The 16,931-nt window shown below is 71.5% G+C and carries 19 protein-coding genes; 8 read left to right on the forward strand and 11 right to left on the reverse strand.

From position 1 onward, the window contains the following. Window positions 1–52: 52 nt before the first annotated feature. Window positions 53–946: a LysR family transcriptional regulator gene (locus tag FNH05_RS12875; RefSeq protein ID WP_144587791.1), complete on the forward strand. Its 894-nt coding sequence runs from the start codon at window positions 53–55 to the stop codon at window positions 944–946. Between the two features lie 18 nt (window positions 947–964). On the opposite strand, the gene FNH05_RS12880 is transcribed toward FNH05_RS12875, so the two are convergent. After that, window positions 965–2,059 carry an epoxide hydrolase family protein gene (locus FNH05_RS12880; RefSeq protein ID WP_144587793.1) on the reverse strand — a complete coding sequence of 365 codons (1,095 nt, stop codon included), beginning with the start codon at window positions 2,057–2,059 and terminating at the stop codon, window positions 965–967. 114 nt (window positions 2,060–2,173) lie between these two features. On the opposite strand from FNH05_RS12880, the gene FNH05_RS12885 reads away from it, so the two are divergent. From FNH05_RS12885 to FNH05_RS12895, 3 genes are all read left to right on the forward strand, one after another. Further along, window positions 2,174–2,752 (forward strand): TetR/AcrR family transcriptional regulator, encoded by a 579-nt coding sequence (locus FNH05_RS12885; RefSeq protein ID WP_144587796.1) that lies wholly within the window; start codon window positions 2,174–2,176, stop codon window positions 2,750–2,752. 29 nt (window positions 2,753–2,781) lie between these two features. Continuing rightward, a complete protein-coding gene (locus FNH05_RS12890) occupies window positions 2,782–3,054 on the forward strand; it encodes a hypothetical protein (RefSeq protein WP_144587798.1) in 273 nt (90 codons plus the stop codon). A 100-nt stretch (window positions 3,055–3,154) separates the two neighbouring features. Then, the gene (locus FNH05_RS12895; protein ID WP_144587800.1) at window positions 3,155–4,369 is read left to right on the forward strand and encodes an FAD-dependent monooxygenase; all 1,215 of its coding nucleotides are present in this window, start codon (window positions 3,155–3,157) and stop codon (window positions 4,367–4,369) included. A gap of 64 nt (window positions 4,370–4,433) precedes the next feature. Here FNH05_RS12895 and FNH05_RS12900 read toward each other — a convergent pair whose 3' ends face one another. From FNH05_RS12900 to FNH05_RS12920, 5 genes are read right to left on the reverse strand one after another with little or no spacing between them, the layout of a single operon-like run. Then, complete coding sequence (locus FNH05_RS12900) at window positions 4,434–4,886, reverse strand: cupin domain-containing protein (protein ID WP_144587803.1); 453 nt, start codon at window positions 4,884–4,886, stop codon at window positions 4,434–4,436. Beyond that, window positions 4,883–5,650, reverse strand: coding sequence for a cysteine hydrolase family protein (locus FNH05_RS12905; protein ID WP_144587805.1), 768 nt, complete (start codon window positions 5,648–5,650; stop codon window positions 4,883–4,885). The genes FNH05_RS12900 and FNH05_RS12905 overlap by 4 nt, the downstream gene beginning before the upstream one ends. Further along, the gene (locus FNH05_RS12910) at window positions 5,647–7,227 is read right to left on the reverse strand and encodes an amidase (protein ID WP_222426595.1); all 1,581 of its coding nucleotides are present in this window, start codon (window positions 7,225–7,227) and stop codon (window positions 5,647–5,649) included. The genes FNH05_RS12905 and FNH05_RS12910 overlap by 4 nt, the downstream gene beginning before the upstream one ends. Further along, the gene (locus tag FNH05_RS12915) at window positions 7,224–8,333 is read right to left on the reverse strand and encodes an acetamidase/formamidase family protein (protein WP_144587807.1); all 1,110 of its coding nucleotides are present in this window, start codon (window positions 8,331–8,333) and stop codon (window positions 7,224–7,226) included. The genes FNH05_RS12910 and FNH05_RS12915 overlap by 4 nt, the downstream gene beginning before the upstream one ends. Then, window positions 8,330–9,079, reverse strand: a complete 750-nt coding sequence (locus tag FNH05_RS12920) for a FadR/GntR family transcriptional regulator (protein WP_222426596.1) — start codon at window positions 9,077–9,079, stop codon at window positions 8,330–8,332. Before FNH05_RS12920 ends, FNH05_RS12915 begins: the two co-directional genes overlap by 4 nt. Before the next feature lie 296 nt (window positions 9,080–9,375). Between FNH05_RS12920 and FNH05_RS12925 the strand changes: the two genes are divergently transcribed. Continuing rightward, a complete protein-coding gene (locus FNH05_RS12925; protein ID WP_144587809.1) occupies window positions 9,376–9,918 on the forward strand; it encodes a hypothetical protein in 543 nt (180 codons plus the stop codon). Between the two features lie 38 nt (window positions 9,919–9,956). Here FNH05_RS12925 and FNH05_RS12930 read toward each other — a convergent pair whose 3' ends face one another. Genes FNH05_RS12930 through FNH05_RS12940 form a run of 3 tightly spaced genes read right to left on the reverse strand, consistent with a single transcriptional unit; the run spans window position 9,957 to window position 13,177 of the window. After that, window positions 9,957–11,240 carry a phosphotransferase family protein gene (locus FNH05_RS12930; RefSeq protein ID WP_246127693.1) on the reverse strand — a complete coding sequence of 428 codons (1,284 nt, stop codon included), beginning with the start codon at window positions 11,238–11,240 and terminating at the stop codon, window positions 9,957–9,959. Window positions 11,241–11,294: 54 nt separating this feature from the next. Continuing rightward, window positions 11,295–11,915: a TetR/AcrR family transcriptional regulator gene (locus tag FNH05_RS12935; RefSeq protein WP_144587810.1), complete on the reverse strand. Its 621-nt coding sequence runs from the start codon at window positions 11,913–11,915 to the stop codon at window positions 11,295–11,297. Beyond that, complete coding sequence (locus FNH05_RS12940; protein ID WP_144587812.1) at window positions 11,912–13,177, reverse strand: acyl-CoA dehydrogenase family protein; 1,266 nt, start codon at window positions 13,175–13,177, stop codon at window positions 11,912–11,914. The genes FNH05_RS12935 and FNH05_RS12940 overlap by 4 nt, the downstream gene beginning before the upstream one ends. A 69-nt stretch (window positions 13,178–13,246) precedes the next feature. On the opposite strand from FNH05_RS12940, the gene FNH05_RS12945 reads away from it, so the two are divergent. Both FNH05_RS12945 and FNH05_RS12950 read left to right on the forward strand, forming a co-directional pair. Beyond that, window positions 13,247–14,056, forward strand: a complete 810-nt coding sequence (locus tag FNH05_RS12945) for a crotonase/enoyl-CoA hydratase family protein (protein WP_144587814.1) — start codon at window positions 13,247–13,249, stop codon at window positions 14,054–14,056. 18 nt (window positions 14,057–14,074) lie between these two features. Continuing rightward, window positions 14,075–14,839 carry an SDR family NAD(P)-dependent oxidoreductase gene (locus FNH05_RS12950; protein WP_144587816.1) on the forward strand — a complete coding sequence of 255 codons (765 nt, stop codon included), beginning with the start codon at window positions 14,075–14,077 and terminating at the stop codon, window positions 14,837–14,839. A 78-nt stretch (window positions 14,840–14,917) separates the two neighbouring features. Here FNH05_RS12950 and FNH05_RS12955 read toward each other — a convergent pair whose 3' ends face one another. Next, complete coding sequence (locus FNH05_RS12955; RefSeq protein WP_144587818.1) at window positions 14,918–15,478, reverse strand: TetR/AcrR family transcriptional regulator; 561 nt, start codon at window positions 15,476–15,478, stop codon at window positions 14,918–14,920. Between the two features lie 38 nt (window positions 15,479–15,516). Here FNH05_RS12955 and FNH05_RS12960 point away from each other — a divergent pair, with 38 nt between their 5' ends. Next, complete coding sequence (locus FNH05_RS12960) at window positions 15,517–16,572, forward strand: epoxide hydrolase family protein (protein WP_144587820.1); 1,056 nt, start codon at window positions 15,517–15,519, stop codon at window positions 16,570–16,572. On the opposite strand, the gene FNH05_RS12965 is transcribed toward FNH05_RS12960, so the two are convergent. Further along, window positions 16,557–16,931 (reverse strand): DUF1684 domain-containing protein (locus FNH05_RS12965; protein ID WP_144587821.1); only part of this gene is annotated, 375 nt, incomplete at its 5' end. The two genes, FNH05_RS12960 and FNH05_RS12965, sit on opposite strands and share 16 nt — an antisense overlap.

The raw sequence follows: 16,931 nt of genomic DNA on the forward strand, positions 1-16,931 counted from the left end.
TTACTGTCCAATACCGAGTTGGGGTCCGATCCAGACGGATGGAGAATCAATCGTGGAGCTGCGGCATCTGACCTCCTTCCTGGCCGTCGCCGAAGAACTGCACTTCGGCCGCGCGGCCCGGCGTCTCGGCATGGCCCAGCCCCCGTTGAGCCAGCAGATCCGGAACCTGGAGAAGGAGCTCGGGGTCCGGCTGTTCGAGCGCAACACCCGTTCGGTCCGGCTCACCGGCGCCGGTGAAGCGTTCCTCGAACCGGTCCGCCGGGTCTTCGACGAGCTGGATACCGCCCTGCGCACGGCCCGTGCCGCCGGAGAAGGGGAAGTCGGGCGGGTCACGGTCGGGTTCGCCGGTGCCTCCAGCCACGAGAGCCTGCCCCTGCTCACCCGGGCGGTGCGGGCCGCGCACCCCGGCCTCGAACTGGTGATGAAGGGGCAGACCTACGCCAACGTGGCGCTGGCCGGGGTCGCCGACGGCTCGCTGGACCTCGGGTTCGTGCGGCTGCCGGTCTCCTCGCCGGGGGTGCGTCACCGGGTGATCGACGAGGAGGAGATGCTGTGCGCCCTGCCCGCCGATCACCGGCTCGCCCGGCGGGAGCGGGTGCCGCTGGAGGAGCTGGCCGGGGAACCGTTCGTGACCTTTCCGGCGAACGCGGGTTCCACCCTGCGGGACGCGAGCGTCCAGGCCTGCCAGCGGGCGGGCTTCCACCCGAAGGTGGTCCAGGAGGCTCCCGACTCGTACACGATCCTGGCGCTCGTGGCGGCCGGGGTGGGCGTGACGCTGACCCTCACGTCGTGCCGCCACATCCAGCAGACCGGCCTGGTGTACCGGCCGCTCGCCGGGCCCGCGATCCGGTTGCATGCCGCGCTCGCGTGGCGCGAGGACAACCCGTCGCGAGCCCTGCGTACCGTGCTGGCGATCGCGGAACAGGCACTGCCGACGCCGCGCTGACGACGCAGGCCGGCCGTGTCACCGGCTTGTCGACGCGAAGAACCTCTCCAGGTCCGCGGCGAGTTCGGCGGGGGACTCGAGCGCCACGAAATGGCCGCCGGTGCGGCCTTGGGGCCAGTGCGCGATGTCGTTGTCCCGTTCGGCCAGCCGACGGATACCCGGAGGTCCACTGTAGACACCGGTGGGCGCCACGCGCTGGCCCGGCGGCCAGGCGAACGCGGTGGTGTCGTACATGCACCACGACGAGGTGCCCGAGGTACCGGTGAACCAGTACAGGCTCGCGTTGGTGAGGAGCCAGTCGCGGCTGATGGCCTGGTCGGGCGTCTCGGTGAAGGTGAAGTCGCCGAACTTGTGGATCAGCCAGGCGAGTTGGCCGACGGGGGAGTCGTGCCAGGCGTGGCTGAAGGTCTGCGGAGCCGCACGGAGCAGGCGATGATGGTCCACACCGGACTCCGCCCAGCCCTGCATCTGGTGGTAGAAGGCGGTTTCTTCCGAGGACAGCTCGGGTAGGTCGGCTTCGGTGGGCATTCCCAGTCCGCTGTTGACATACACGCCGGTCACGCGACCCGGCGCGGCCTTCGCGGTTTCCGGGGCGATGTAGGCGCCGAGGTCGCCGCCTTGCACTCCGTAGCGGTGGTAGCCGAGCCGGTCCATGAGGGCCGCCCAGATCCGGCCGGTCTTGGCGACGCCGAACCCGGTCGTGGCGGGAGCGCCGGAGAACCCGAAGCCCGGGATCGACGGGATCACCAGGTGGAAGGACCGGTTCAGCGGCTCGATCATCTCGGTGAACTCGGCGAAGGTGGACGGCCAGCCGTGGGTGAGCAGTAGTGGCAGCGCGGCGGTGTCGGAGCTGCGGACGTGGAGAAAGTGGATACTCAGGTCCTCGATCACGGTGGTGTACTGGGGGAAGGTGTTGAGCCGCGCTTCCTGGGCGCGCCAGTCGTAGCCGGTCGCCCAGTACTCGGCCAGTTCGCGAAGGTAGGCAACGGGAACGCCGCGCCGCCACTCGTCGCCGGGTAGCTGAGGAGCCCAGCGGGTGGCGGTGAGCCTGCCCTTCAACTCGTCGAGTTCGGCCTGGGGAACGGCGATGCGGAACGGCTGGATTTCGGTCATGGAGATCAAGCTAGGGGCGGGAGAGGCCGGATTCCGGCCGCAATGGAGGGTCTTCCGTGGGCTGTCGGGGGCTGCTACCGTACGAAACGGTTTCGTTTCGATCGGAGGAGCGGGATGGCGGGACGCGGTGAGGCTCGGGAGGAAGCGATCCTGGGCGCGACGGTGGCACTGCTGGCCGAAGTCGGCTACGACCGCATGACGATGGACGCGGTGGCCGCGCGCGCTCGCGCGAGCAAGGCCACCATCTATCGCCGGTGGCCGGGGAAGGCGGAACTGGTGGTGGCCGCGGTCCGGCGCCGCTCGGGATCGCCTCCCGTCGCGCCGCCGGACACCGGCACGTTGCGCGGAGACCTGCTCGCCGTACTGAACTCGATGCGCGCCACGCTCGGGGGCCAGGATGCGGCGCTGCTGTTCGGGCTGCTCCTCGCCATGCGCCGGGATCCCGAACTGGCCCGCACGGTACGGGGCCAGGTGATCGACGACAAGGGAGTCGCGTTCGGCGAGGTGCTCCGGCGCGCCGCGGCCCGCGGGGACCTGCCCCCGGGCCTCGACGGCGTGGCGTTCGTCGAGATCGGTTCGGCGATGCTGTTCCACCGGCTGTTCGTCACCGGTGAGCCACTGGACGAGCCGTTCCTCGCTCATCTCACCGACGACATCCTGCTTCCACTGCTGATGCGCGAACCCCGGCCGTGAAGGGAAAACACATGGGGCACACTCTCGTCTTGGGCTTTCTGGCCGGCGTGCTGGCGGGTAATGCGTTCCCGCACTTCGTGCGGGGCATCACCCGCCGCCGCTACCCCAGCGTCATGGGCAACGGGCCCGTGCCGAACTTCGTCGCCGGATGGGCGAGCCTGGTCGTGGCCGGGTTGCTGGGGTACTGGGCCGGGCCCGTGCAGCACCCGGCACTCCTGTTCGGATCACTGAGCTCCGGCGTCCTGGTCATCGGGCTCTTCCACGCGGGCCCCGGCGCGTTCGGGCGCAAGGAACCCGCCTGACGGCGGGATCAGGGCGGCCAACGGCCCCGGGTGTCATCTACCGCCGACAGCCTCTACAGCTGTAGAGTAACCTTTGTGCTACAGCTGTAGAGGAGGGGCGATGGGCGGGACGGAGAGCCGCGGGACCGCGATCGTGGCGGGCGCCGGGATCGGCGGCCTGGCCACGGCCGTGGCGCTGATGGGGCGCGGCTGGCAGGTCCGGGTGCTGGAACGGGCCGCGGAGTTCGGCGAGGTGGGCGCGGGGTTGTCCGTGTGGCCCAACGGGATTCGCGCGCTCGACGCGCTCGGGCTGGGCGAACGGGTACGGGACCTCGGCATCGCGGACATCCAGGCCGGTATCCGCGACCCGTCCGGGCGCTGGTTGTCCCGCATCGACGCGGCCGAGTTCGCGCGCCGCCACGGACCGCCGGTGATGATTCACCGGGCCCGCCTCGCCGAGGTGCTGCTCGCGGCGGTCCCGCGGTCCTCACTGGTGCCCGGCGCCGCCGTCCGCCACGTCCGCCCTCGCGGCTCCCAACTGGAGATCGAGTACGACGGCGGTGTGGAGCGGGCGGACCTGCTGGTGGGAGCCGACGGTATCCGCAGCACCGTCCGGCGCGCCGTCTGGCCCCACGCGCCCGGTCCGCGCTACGCCGGTTACACGGCCTGGCGCACGGTCGTGGACCTCGGCACCCCGCTACGGGAGGGGGGCGAGACCTGGGGACGCGGGCAGCGGATCGGGTTCGCGCCACTGTGCGACGGCAGGGTCTACGTGTTCGCAGTGGCGGGTGTGCCCGAGGGAGGGCGCTCCGGCGGAGGCGAACTCGCCGAACTGCGCCGCCGTTTCGGCGGCTGGCACGACCCGGTCCCCCGGCTGCTCGAGGCGGCAGCGGACGAGGCCGTACTCCGGCACGACATCTACGAACTCCCGCCGCTGCCGTCCTTTGTGGAGGGAAGGGTCGCACTGGTGGGCGACGCGGCCCACGCCATGACGCCGAACCTGGGCCAGGGTGCCAACCAGGCACTCGAAGACGCCGTGACGCTCGCCGCGCTGCTGGACACCGTTCCAGGCGTTCCAGGCGTTCCGGCCGCGCTGGTCGCCTACCACCGGATCCGGCGGCCGCGGACCCGCCGGATCGCCGCGCGCTCCCGTCAGCTCGGCAGGGTCGCGCAGTGGCGGTCCGCACCGGCGGTGGCGCTACGCGACCGGGCCCTCCGGCTGGCGCCGCAGTGGTCACTGTTCCGCTCTCTCGCGCCGGTCGTGTCCTGGCGGCCACCGGACACGAGCGGCCCGCCGCACCGGCTCGAAGACGGGACTCGTGCCGTGGAACGCTGATTCCGATCCGGTGGGAGGGCAGGGGCTTTCGCTCTTGCCGATGGCGATCTCGTCGGCAGAGGCGTCAGTGCCGTTCCGGGGTGCGGGCCAGCGTCGGGCGATCGGTGCCGTCCCAGTCGGCGGGGGTGCCGGAGGCGACCAGGCGGGCGAACCCGCCGGGCATCGCCCCCGCGTCCTCGGCCATGATCGTGACCGCGTAGAGCCGCTCGGTCGCCGACGTGTTTTCGATGCGGTGCACCGAACCCGGCGGCAGCACCAGCACGTCGCCCGCCCCGATCGCCACGTCGTGCTCGTCGCTGTGCGCGAGGCCCTGTCCGGACAGCACCACGAAGATCTCGGTGGACTCGGGGTGCGAGTTGTCCGGCTGCGCGCCGCCGGGTTCCCACACCTCGAAGAACACGCTCGCCGCGGTGCCGTCCGACGGACCGGCCAGCAGCGCCAGCTTGACGGTGTCCCGCGGCGAGATGAGGAACGGGGTGAGATCGTCGAAGCGGCGGACGATCGGCGGCATGCTCATGCTTCCTCCTCGGCCAGGGCCCCCAGCAGATCCGTGGCCTTCGTGCTGAACCCGTAGCACTGGCGGGTGTTGTACAGGGTCGCGTCGTGGCAGTACGCGGGGGAGGTGGTCGCGCTGGCCTCGTCCACCAGCACCACGTCGTAGCCGAGGCAGGCGGCGTCGGCGAGTGTGGAGTACACGCACTGGTCGGAGTTCACGCCCGTGAAGAACAGCGTGTCCACCCGCAGGTTGCGCAGGATCGAGTCCAGCGGCGTGTCCCAGAACCCGCTCATCCGGTACTTGTCCACGTGCACGTCGCCGGGTTCGGCGGTCAGCCCGTCCACCAGTGCCGCGCCCCAGCTGCCCTTGGTCAGGACCTTCGAACCGCGGGGCAGGGTGGCGCCGATGCCTTCGCCGCGCCCGGACGGGTCGTACACGCGGGCCACGCCCGGCGGCAGGTTCGCCTGGTCGTCGCGGTTGCCCCAGTTGACCCACACGATGGGCAGCCCGGCGGCCCGCGCCGCCGGAACCAGTGCCCGCAGGGAGTCGATCGCGGGCGCGAGCACCGAGACGTCCACGCCGATCCCGGCGAGCCAGCCGCCTTCGGAGCAGAAGTCGTTCTGCACGTCGACGACGATCAGGGCGCTGCGCGCCAGGTCGGCGGTCAGTCGCGTGGGTTCGGCGGGCAGGGACAGCGGGCGCGGTTCCAGCATGGGGCGGCGCAGGTCGATCTCGCCGTCGCGGTGGTGCCACCGGTTGCGGTGCGGCAGGGGAGCGAGGGTCATCTGCTGGTCTCCAGAACCTTTCCGGCGAAGGTGAGCAGGCCGAGATCGGTGCCGGGGGAGGTCACCAGGCACAGCCCCGACGGGCCGCCGAGCAGCGGGAGGGACACCGCCGGGGCGCCCGCCAGCCCGGCCAGGCAGGTCATCCGCAGCGTGCCCGCCCGTTCGGCTTCCACCTCTTCGCTGCCCGCGTCCCGGCGTGGTGCGGGACCGGCGGAGGCGGGCAGTACCAGCACCGCTCCGGCCAGGAGTTCCCGCAGGGCTTCGCGGGCCTCGGCGACCACTTCGGACGCTTGGTGCGCGTCGGTTTCGGTGACCCGGGACGCGGTTTCGAAGCGTCCGGCGACATCGGCGCCGAGCGAGCCCGGATGGGCGCTGATCCAGTCACCGTGCGCGAGCCAGGCCTCCCGCGCCTGCACCGTGCGGAACGCGTGAAACCAGCGTTCCAAGGTCTCCGGCGCGAGGTCGCCGTGTTCGATCGGTGGCAGTGCTCCCTCCCCGGCCAGCCTCGCGGCCGTGGCCTCGACGGCCTCGGCGATCCCCGGCCGGGCATGTCCGTCGACAGTGGACAGACGCAGGGTCCGCGTGGCCGCGAGCGGTACGCGGGTCGCTGCCGGGAGCAGCACCTCGGCGACCCGGGCCGAGGTCGCGATGTCACGGGTGAGCCAGCCGACGGTGTCGAACGACGGGGCCAGCGGCAGCAACCCCGTCCGGTCGACCGCCCCGTGCGTGGTGCGCAGGCCGACCAGCCCCTGGTAGGAGGCGGGCACCCGGATCGAGCCCGCGGTGTCGGTGCCCAGGCCGATTTCCGCCTGCCGCAAGGACACCGCGCTCGCCGGCCCGCTGGTGGACCCGCCGCTGACCGCCCCCGGCGCGGCCGGGTTCGGCGGGCTGCCGTAGTGGGCGTTGGTGCCCGCGAGGCTGTAGGCGAACTCGTCGGTGCGGGCGATCCCGGCGAGGTCGGCCCCGGCCGCGAGCAGCGCGGACACCACGGGTGCGGATTCCGGTTCGGGTTTCCGCCCGGCCAGCCAGGTGGGATTGCCCGCACCGAGCGGATGCCCCGCCACCGCGAACAGGTCCTTCACCGCGACGCGAGATCCGTGCAGTGGCCCCTCGGGCGCACCGGAGAGCAGGGGATCCCCGGCCACCCTCCACACGCTCGTGTCCAGCGCCGGGCCCGGTGCCTGCGGCAGCGTGACGTGCGCCGCGATCACCTGCCAGCCCGCGGGACCGCGCCGCCACACCTGGGTCTGCAGCCCGGTGGCGCCGTTCGACGGTTCGCGCGTGCTCGCCAGGCACAAGGCGGTGTCCGCACCGAGCACGCGCACGTGCAGCACGGCGACCTGCCGCGTCGGGATCTTCGTCCTGGCCGAGCGGAAGCCCGCGATCGCCGCGTGCCCGGTGAGCAGGGTCTTCCCGTCACCCCGCACCGTGTCGGGGCCCGGGGCGAACAACGCGTTCAGCGCCTCGGTGTCGTTGCCGCGCAGTGCCGTTTCGTACGCTCGGAACGCGTCGAGCAGACCGTCCGGCACCGGCTCGGGCGCCACGAGTTCGTACTGGTCCGTACCAGGTCCGGTCACTGGTGCACCTCCGTGAAATCGGCGAGCCGGATCCGCGCGTGCGCACCCTTGACCTGGTCCACCACCTGCGAGATCTCGAAGTCCGTCGCCGCCGACAGGTAGGCGTAGGCGAGTTCGGGATCCATGCCGAACAGCGCGGTCAGCAGCGTGACCGCGTTCTGCCCGCATTCGGCCACGGCGAGGTCGAGATCGGCGTTCATCCCGGTGGGCACGAGGAATTCCGGCGTGCGGGCGAACGGCCCGGTGAGCCTTCCGTAGCGTTCGACGGCCTTGCCGTGGGGGATCACGTCGACGGTGAGGGTGGCCCGCAGCGGGGCTTCCAGCGCGGTGAGGGCGATTTCGCCGTTCCCCTGCGCGAAATGCGGGTCCCCGACGTAGAGGCCGGCGCCGTCGGCCTGCACCGGTAGGTAGAGCGTGGTGCCCTCGACGAGCATGTTGATGTCGATGTTGCCGCCATGCCGTCCCGGCGGAACCGAGTTCAACCGGATCCCACCCGGAGTGGCCACGCCGATCACGCCGAGGAACGGGGCGATCGGGAAGCGGACCGGCCTCGCCGGCGAAGACGGCCGCAGCGGCAGGGTCGCCCGCGCCGCCGAGACGCCGCCTTCGAGCCCCTCGACGTGGCAGAACACGCTGGTGTTCGGGCCTGCCACCGGAAAGCGGCCGGGCAGCAGCCCTCGCCCGTGGCGGCTGGAGATCACGCCGTAGAACGCGCGCGGCTCCAGCCGATCGATGCGGACCTCGAGCAGATCACCCGGCTCCGCACCGGTGATCGCGACCGGGCCGGTCACCACGTGCGGTCCCGCACCGGGTTCGTGCGTGCCGTGCGCGGCGATGGTGACCGCGTCGCCGAGGACGTCGGCGGCCGCGATGCCGTGCGCACCGAAGAACGCCACGGGATCACGGCCCTGGTCTTCGAGAATGCCCTCGTGGCTGACGGTGTCGAAGGTGACGGTCTCGCCGGGGGACACCGTGAGCACCGGGGCGTCCGCTTCACACGGCAGGAAGCCCCACCGGGTCGTGGCGAAGGTGGCGGGGACATAGCGTTCCGGGGCGGCTTCCGGCGCGAGCGCCTGGCGAACCGGGGAAGCGGGCACGGTCGTCATCGCCGCACCTCGTCGAATCCGTCGCGGGTCAGGGCGGCCACCTCGGCCAGGTGCCGGGCCATCGCCTCGCGTGCTTCGGCGGCCTCACCGCGGGTCACGGCGGCGAGGATCGCGCGGTGGCCCAGGTAGGAGACCTCCCTGGCGTAGCGCGTGGCGTGGGAGAGCACCCGGGTCGCCGAAGTCCAGGACGAGGTCAGCGTGGTGATCGCGGACATCAGCGGGTTGTCCGCGGCGGCCGCGAGCAGCAGGTGGAATTCCAGGTCCAGGCGCAGGGATTCCTCCGGCGACAGCTCCGCGACCGGTCGCCGAAGGACGTTCTCCAGTTCGGCGAGATGGGCGGTGGTGGCCCGGCCCGCGGCGAGTTCGGCCAGCTTCGGCTCGACCGTCGCCCGCAACTCGGCGATGTCGCGCAACTGGTGCTCGGCGTCGGAAATGCGCTCGTAGAGCCTGGTCACGTGTTCCGGCGCGGGCAGCACGCTGGTTCCGCGGCCGGGCCGGCGCTCGATGAGGTGCTTGGCTTCCAACTCGTGCATCGCCTCGCGCAGCGAAGCACGGGACACCCCGAGCACGGTGGCGAGTTCGCGCTCGGCGGGCAACCGGTCCCCGGGGCGTAATTCGCCGACGGCGATGAGTTTCTCCAGGTGGGCGGAGATTTCGGAGCTCAGGGTGCGCTGCGGGTTTTCGCCGGGAAACCGGGCGAAACCGGGCGGCCGCAGCGGCGGCACGGTCCCGACGGTGTGGTCCACGCGGTGTCCTTCCGTCCGGATGGGGGAGCGGGATTGGCCTGACCAACCGGACCCTACGTCCGCCGGGCGGAGTCGGGACAGGGTCTTCCAGTGCGCGAAACAGGATGTTCACACCGGTCACGGTGTCCGAAACCCGACCCACAGTGATCTCCCGCAAGCCGGGGGAGGTGGCGTATGGTTGCTGGGACAGACCTGTCCGTAACCACAGGATCGCCGGTCCCCCGTCCTCGACGCCCTCGACGCGCCGTCGGGCCCGGCCGGCGATGCTGGTCAGCGGCAAACGGAGGTGGTCGGTGGTGACGTTGCTCGACGAAACGGCGCCGCTGTTCGATTTCGCCCTTCGCGAGCACCTCGTGGTCGACGCGGTGCCGGAGTTGACCTACCAGGCGATGAACCGCCAGCTTGAAGAGTCGAGACCCCGGCTGATTCCCGATTTCGCCCGCCCACTGCGGCCTCGCCGCGGCGTGCCCGGTTTCGACGAGATCCTCGCGGGCGCACGGTGGGCCGAGCTCGGCCGCCGTCCCGGCGCGGAAATCCTGCTCGGCGCCGCGGGCCGGTTCTGGACTCCTTACATGGAGTGGCAATCCGTTACGCTCAGCGAATTCCGCACGTTCTCGCGGCCCCGGCGGGCCCGGCTCGCCGTGTCGCTGAGCGTGTGTTCCTATGGGGTGGGCCAGAGCCTGCTGACCTTCGAAGCCCGCGCCCTCACCACCGACCGCGTCGCCTACCACTGGGCCGACTGGTACTGGCATATCATCAAGCCCACCGCCCGGGTCGTGGTGCGGGGCCTGCTGCGCCGGATCCGCCATGCCGCCGCCCCCGTGCCGGTATCGCCCTGAGATTTCCCGGGCTTTCCGGGCCTTGATGGGCAGGACGGTCAGGACGGTGCGGACAGGTAGCGCGGGTTCGCGACGAGCAGCCGGTCGGTGACCCCGGCCCGCACCGCCGCCAGCACGGCCGGGTCATCCGGATCGAGCCGGCCGTGCCGCAACGCGGCGGCCAGTTCGGCCTGGTTCGCCACTCCCAGCGTGGCCAGGCGTTCGGCGTGCCGGTGTTCCTGGTCCGCACCCAGGGTGAGTTCCCGCTCGACGATGGAGAGCACGTTCGCGGCCACCCGCGTGTGGAAGTTCAGGTGCCCTTCGGTGGCCGGAAGCAGTTCGGTGCGCAGGAACTCGGCCACGGCCGTGACGAGTTCGACGGCCGACGGGTGCCCGTGCAGGTCGGACGCGGGCGCGGCCGGGGAATCCACGGGTACCCGCGGCGCGGGTGCGTCCAGCAGGAGCAGCAGGTCGTGCTCGGGTTCGCAGACGCGGCGACCCACCGCGGCCAGTTCCACCGACCGCGTCTGCCCGCTCAGGTGGCGCTCCGCCTGTGACCGGCACAGCACCGCCCAGGTCGCGGTGCCGTAGACCTCCCACCAGTGCACCGACTCCGGATCCGGGGCCCGGCCCGCCACCTCCGCGTACCCGGCGAACAACTCCTCCCGGCTGCCGAAACCCCCGACCGGCAGCGCCGAGCCGAACCGCCACGCCTTGACGCACAACCAGCCGAGGTCCTCCATCGGATCCCCGCGGTGCACCAGTTCCCAGTCCAGCACCGCGGCCAGCCCGTCCGGGCGCACCATCAGGTTGCCGTTGCGGAAATCGCCGTGCACCACGGTGTCCCCGGCCGGTGGGGGCCGGTGCGCCCGCAGCCAGTGCAGCGCGATTTCGAGCGCGGGCAACGGCTCGTTCAGCGCGTCGTAGGCGGTGACCAGCCGCTCGAGCGGGTCTTCGGCGGGCAGGCCGGGCACCGGCGGCATCCGGTGGATGCGGGCCAGCACGCGGCCGAGTTCGGCGGCCAGCGTGCCCCGGACCTCGGCGAACTCCTCGTCCCGCAGCAGGCGGCGGGGCAGCGTCTCGCCTTCGACGTGTTCGGTCAGCAGGTACGGGCTGCCCAGCACCGACGGGTCGAGACCGTGGTCCACGAGGCGGGGCACCGGGACCTCCCGTGCCGCCTCCAGCACGGCCGCTTCGCGGGCCATCGACTCCGGACGGCCCTCACCGGGCGGGTCGCGCCGCAGCACCAGGCGCCGCTGGGCTCCGTCGGCGGTCCGCGCCCGGAACTCCCAGGTTTCCCTGCTCGCGCCCCCGGACAGCCGTCGCAGCCCGTGGATGTCCACTTCGGACCCCCCACAGCGCGGACAGCCGCCGCTTCAGCGCCTCCGCCAGCGCGGTCATGCCCGCCTCCCGGCCAGATCGAGTGCCAGTTCCTGGTAACGACGTGCGACCTGGTCCCGCGACAGGCGGCCGTGCGGTTTGTACCAGCCCGCCACCCCGGTGCACATCACCACGATCGCGCGGGCCGCTTCGCGGGGAAACGGGCTGTGGAACACGCCACGGCGCACGCCCTCGGCCACCGTGTCGTCGAAAACGCGTTGCTGTTGCTGCCTTTTTCCCAGGTGCTCGCGGCGAAAGGGCTCTTCGAGCGCGCGCAGCTCGCTGGTGCCCAGCAGGGTGCCGCGCTGGTCCTGGAGGTGGAACCGCACATGGACGTCCACAAGGGAACGCAAGCGGGCGACGGGATCGGTGGCGGCGTCGCGTGCGGCGCGGGTCCGGCGCAGCAGCTCCTCGATGCCGCGATCCATGATCGTGGCCAGCAGATCCTGTTTGGAGGCGAAGTGGTGATACAGCGCGGCGGGGCTGAGCCCGGCGCGTTCCGCGATGTCCCGCACCGAGGTTCCGTGGTAGCCCTGCTCGGCCATCGCGGCGATGCCCGCATCGAGGATCGCGTCGATCCCCGGCGGGCCGAGTGTCCCGTCCGAGGGCCGTCGCCCTCCTCGCGCGGTGCCGGTCACCGCGCGGCCCTGTCCCTGCCAGGGCCGGCGAAACCGAACAGGTAGGCGGCCACCTTGCGCATCTGGATCTCTTCGGAGCCTTCGGTGATCCGGTACCGGCGGTGGTGGCGGTAGATGTGCTCGAACGGGGTGTGCCGCGTGTAGCCGAGCCCGCCGTGGACCTGCATGGCCCGGTCGGCGGCCTCGCACACCAGCCGGTTGGCCCGGTAGTTGCACATGGACACCCGGTCGCTGATCTCCGCGTGGTCGACCCGGTCCATCTCCCAGGCCGTCTTGCGCACCAGCGTGCGGACGAGTTCCGCCTCGGTCTGCAGTTCCACCAGCGGCCACTGGATCGCCTGCCGTGCCGCGAGCGGCTGCCCGAAGGAGATCCGTTCCCTGGCGTAGGCCACGCTGCGGTCGATGCAGTACTGGGCGGCTCCCACCCCGGAGGCGGCCTGCCGGATCCGGTTCTCGTGCACGAAGATCTGCGCGAGCCGCAATCCTTCGCCGACCTCGCCCAGCACCGCCGATCCTGGAACGCGCACGTCGCGCAGCGAAACCTCGGCGTGGTCGGTGGGCATGTTGAAGGTCCACCAGTGGAAGTCCACGGAGAAGCCCGGCGCATCGGTGGGGACGAGGAAAGCGGTGATACCCCGCGCCTGCCCCGGGTTGCCCGAGGTGCGCGCGAAGATCACGTCATGGGTGGCGGAATGCAGCCCCGAGTTGAACCGCTTGGCGCCGTTGATGATCCAGTCGCCGCCGTCGGGCACCGCACTGGTCTCCAGCCAGGTGGCGTCGCTGCCGTGGTCGGGTTCGGTCAGTCCGAAAGCGACACGCTTGCGGCGCGTGATGATGTCCTCGATGAACTCCTCGCGCTGCTGGGGGGTTCCGGCGGCGAGGAACATGTGCACGACCGGAAAATTCCCCACCACCGAGGACTCGTTCTGCAGGTCGTTGTGGAGCCCGAGGCCCTTGGCCGCCAGATGTTCCCGGATGACCGCCATGTCCAGGTTGCTTCCGCCGCGCCCTCCGGCTTCCTCCGGCAGCCCGTAGCGGAGCCAGCCCGCACGGTCGGCGCGGGTGAGCATCTCGTCCAGCAGCGCCTCCCACTCCGGGCGCGGGGTGCCGCCGGCTTCGAAGTCGGTGCGCGCGAACTCCCTGCGGTGATCGAAGAACCGCTGGTTGTCGTCCTGCTCCTGGAGCGGGCGGATCTCCTCGTCGACGAACGCGTCGAGTTCGGCGAGGCGCTCCCGCAGCGCCGCGGGCAGAGCGAAATCCATGGTGCCCCCTTAACGAGCGTTCAGTTACGATGGAAACACGACTCGACGGCGAGGACAAGAGGAGATGCGGTGGAGCCACGCGTCAGCTGCACGATCAGCGAAGGCATAGCGGATGTCCGGCTCGACCGCCCCGACAAGCTCAACGCGCTCGACCCGCCGATGTTCACCGCACTGGCCGAGACCGGGCTGCGCCTGCGCGACGATCATTCGGTGCGCGCGGTGGTGCTCTCGGGCGCGGGCCGCGCCTTCTGCGCGGGTCTCGACTTCGGCTCTTTCCGCGCGATGGACGGGCAGGGCCACGAACCTGCGTCGTACGAGGGTGACGGCCCGGCCAGGGCACTCGGGCAGAAGGCCGCGTACGTGTGGACCGAACTGCCGGTACCGGTGATCGCCGCGGTGCACGGCGTGGCCTTCGGCGGCGGCCTGCAGATCGCGCTCGGTGCCGACATCCGCCTCGTCGCCCCGGACGCCCGGCTGTCGGTGATGGAGATCCGGTGGGGCCTGGTCCCGGACATGACGGGGACGCAGCTGCTGCCCGGGCTGGTCGGCCGTGACGTGGCGAAGGAGCTCACCTTCACCGGCCGGATCGTGGAAGGGGAGGAGGCGGTGCGGATCGGGCTGGCGACCCGCGCCGAAGCCGATCCCCACGCCGCCGCGATGGCGCTCGCGGCCGAGATCGCGGGCAAGAGCCCGCACGCGATCCGCCGCGCGAAGCAGTTGCTCGAACTCGGTGGCCGGGTCGGGCTGGGGGAGGGTTTCGCCGCCGAGCAACGCGCGATCCGCGAGCTGATCGGCAGTCCCAACCAGGTCGAAGCGGTGCGCGCCAACCTCGACGGCCGCGCGCCGGAATTCCGCGACACGACCCCCGAAGACCACTGAGGCACAAGGAGATTCCGCATGAACCCGTTCGATCTCACCGGGCACGTCTCGGTGGTCACCGGCGGCAACTCCGGTATCGGGCTGGCGATGGCCGACGCGCTCGCCGCGGCCGGTGCCGACGTCTGCCTCTGGGGCACCAACGCCGAACGCAACGAGAAGGCCGCCGCCGAACTGGCGCGCCACGGCCGGAAGGTCCTGGCGCTGCGGTGTGACGTTTCGGACGAGGAACAGGTCGAGAGCGCCATGACCCGCACCGTGGCGGAGCTCGGCAGGCTCGATTCGTGCTTCGCCAACGCGGGTGTCGGTTCGGCGGGCACCCGCTTCACCGAAACCACGCTGGCCGAGTTCCGCCGGGTGACCAGCGTCAATCTGGACGGGGCGTTCCTGACCCTCCGCGCCGCCGCGCGGGTGCTGATCGAGCAGGGGGAGGGCGGCAGCCTGGTCGGGACCTCCAGTCTCGCCGCCCGCCAGGGGCCGCCGCGCGGGCAGGCGTATGCGGCCAGCAAGGGCGGGCTGATCTCGATGATCACCGCGATCGCGATCGAACTGGCGCGCCACCACATCCGCGCGAACGCGATCCTGCCCGGCTGGGTCAGCACCCCGCTCGCCGACCCGATGCTGGAGTCGGAAGGCTTCCAGCGCAAGGTGCTGCCGCGGATGCCGGTCGGCCGCTGGGGCAAGCCGGGGGACTTCGGCGCCCTCGCCGTCTACCTCGCCAGCCCGGCCAGCGCCTTCCACACGGCCGACGCCATCACCGTCGACGGCGGCTACCTGGCCTTCTGAACAATCAGGGCAAGGCGAGCGCGGCGGCCCACCGGTAACTGTATAACGCCCTATACGGCGCCGGCCTCGGCTGCGCGGTCATCCGTCGGCGAGGCGCTGGATCGTGGTGCTGAGCCATTCCTGGAGTTCGGCCGGGTCGCCGAGTTCGGAACGCAGCACCCGGCGGCGGGTCGAGACGCCGAGCACGAAGGCGTCGATGGCGGCGGCTCGGCTGCGGGCGGTCGCGTCGTCCAGGCCGCTGTCGCGCAGGTAGCGGTGCAGTGGCTCCAGTGAGCTCTTGTCGAGGAAGGCCGCCAACGCTTCTGCTGCCTCGGGTCGCTCTCCGGAGGCGCGTTGCAGTACGAGCAGCGGGTCTTCGCCGGGCGCGTCGAACCAGCGTTTCACGATGCTCGCGGCGAGACGCGAGCCGAGCGAGGACCGGTCGCCGCCGAAGGAGTGCTCGACCGGGATCTCCACGCGGGTCGCCGCCAGGAAAAGACCGTCCTTGCCACCGAAGTAGCGCGTGATCAGGTTGGGTGAGACGCCCGCGGCGTCGGCCACGCCCTTGACCGTGACCCGCGCGTACCCGTGCCGGGCGAACTGGCGTTGCGCGTGTTCCAGGATCCGCTGCCGGGTGGCGGCCGCATCGCGAACTGTCATGTGTATAAGCGTACACTTGCTTGTGTATGCTCATACACATGATGGAGGAACTGCGAGAACGGCTCCGGAAGACGCGACGCGTCACGACTCCGTGGAGCGATGACGGGACGCGCGGCGTCACCGGTGCTTTCCTCGACGAGCTGCTCGACCACTGGGCGAACGAGTACGACTGGGGCGTGCACGAGCGCCGGATCGGCGAGCTTCCCTGGGCGACGGTGGCGGCGGGTGACACCGACCTGCGCGTGATCCACCAGCGGGCCGAGGATTCCGGCGCCCCGGTGGTCGTACTGCTGCACGGCTGGCCCGATTCGGTGCTGCGCTTCGAACGCGTCCTTCCCCTGCTCACGGACCTGCACGTGGTGGTGCCCGCGTTGCCGGGCTTTCCGTTCGCGGCCCCACTCACCACTCCGGGCATGTCGGTCAACCGGATCGCCGGGATCGTCGCGGCCGCTCTCGACGAGCTCGGCTACTCGAGGTACACGGTGTCCGGCGGCGACGTGGGTGGCACCGTCGCGGAGATTCTCGCGGGCGAACACCCGGACAGGGTGGCCGCCCTGCACCTGACGGACATTTCCCCGCGGCGCGCGCTCACGGCGGACCCGGCGAAGCTCGCACCCGATGCGGCGGCCTACCTCGGCCAGGCGGCACAGTGGTTCCGGACCGAGGGCGGGTACATCGCGCAGCAGTCGACGCGGCCGAACACGCTCGCCGTCGCCCTCGGCGACTCACCGGCCGGCCTCGCGGCGTGGATCGCCGAGAAACTGGAGACCTGGTCCGGCGAGTCGGCCTTCACGCCGGACGAGCTTCTCACCTGGGTCACCGCCTACTGGGTCACCGGCACGATCGGTACCTCGTTCGCCACCTACACCGAACCGGCCACCATCCCCGGCCGGGTCGAGGCGCCGACCGTGTTCTCCGCGTTCCCGCACGACATCAAACCGGCTCCGCGCAGCTACGCCGAGGCGTTCCTGAACATCCGCGACTATGTGGAACACCGTGCGGGCGGCCACTTCGCGGCCTGGGAACAGCCCCGGGCTTACGCCGGCGACGTACGCCGCGCGGTCAGGCTGGGGGAGGGTCAGCTGCGTTCGTAGGGGAGCTTTTCCCCGGCTTCGACGGCGAAGGGCAGCCGGTTTTCGGCGGGCGGAAGGGGGCAGGTGGCGAAGTCGGTGTAGGCGCAGGGGAGATTGGTGGCCCGGTTGAAGTCCACCGCCACCGTGCCGTCGGAGGCCGGTGCGTCGAGCGCCAGGGACCGGTTCGCCGGATAGGTCGTCACGCCCGAGGTGCGGTCGGTGAACAGCACGAACAGGCTGCCGGGGGTGTGGCCGTTGAAGGCGGTCAGCCGGTGCGTCCGGCCGCCGAACTCGAACTCGATCTCGCCCGGTGCCTGGTAGACGTGCTGCAGTCCTTCGGCCACCGCGCCGACGGTCACGGCGCGCGGGGTGTCGTGGGC

The organism is Amycolatopsis rhizosphaerae, assembly GCF_007713715.1.
Lineage (GTDB): Bacteria > Actinomycetota > Actinomycetes > Mycobacteriales > Pseudonocardiaceae > Amycolatopsis_E > Amycolatopsis_E rhizosphaerae.

Bases quoted from the DNA above. Each gene is read 5' to 3' on its own strand.
- FNH05_RS12880 (WP_144587793.1), bottom strand. From the start codon at position 2,059: ATGACCGAAATCCAGCCGTTCCGCATCGCCGTTCCCCAGGCCGAACTC.
- FNH05_RS12955 (WP_144587818.1), bottom strand. From the start codon at position 15,478: ATGACAGTTCGCGATGCGGCCGCCACCCGGCAGCGGATCCTGGAACAC.
- FNH05_RS12950 (WP_144587816.1), top strand. From the start codon at position 14,075: ATGAACCCGTTCGATCTCACCGGGCACGTCTCGGTGGTCACCGGCGGC.
- FNH05_RS12885 (WP_144587796.1), top strand. From the start codon at position 2,174: ATGGCGGGACGCGGTGAGGCTCGGGAGGAAGCGATCCTGGGCGCGACG.
- FNH05_RS12900 (WP_144587803.1), bottom strand. From the start codon at position 4,886: ATGAGCATGCCGCCGATCGTCCGCCGCTTCGACGATCTCACCCCGTTC.
- FNH05_RS12940 (WP_144587812.1), bottom strand. From the start codon at position 13,177: ATGGATTTCGCTCTGCCCGCGGCGCTGCGGGAGCGCCTCGCCGAACTC.
- FNH05_RS12915 (WP_144587807.1), bottom strand. From the start codon at position 8,333: ATGACGACCGTGCCCGCTTCCCCGGTTCGCCAGGCGCTCGCGCCGGAA.
- FNH05_RS12960 (WP_144587820.1), top strand. From the start codon at position 15,517: ATGATGGAGGAACTGCGAGAACGGCTCCGGAAGACGCGACGCGTCACG.
- FNH05_RS12905 (WP_144587805.1), bottom strand. From the start codon at position 5,650: ATGACCCTCGCTCCCCTGCCGCACCGCAACCGGTGGCACCACCGCGAC.
- FNH05_RS12895 (WP_144587800.1), top strand. From the start codon at position 3,155: ATGGGCGGGACGGAGAGCCGCGGGACCGCGATCGTGGCGGGCGCCGGG.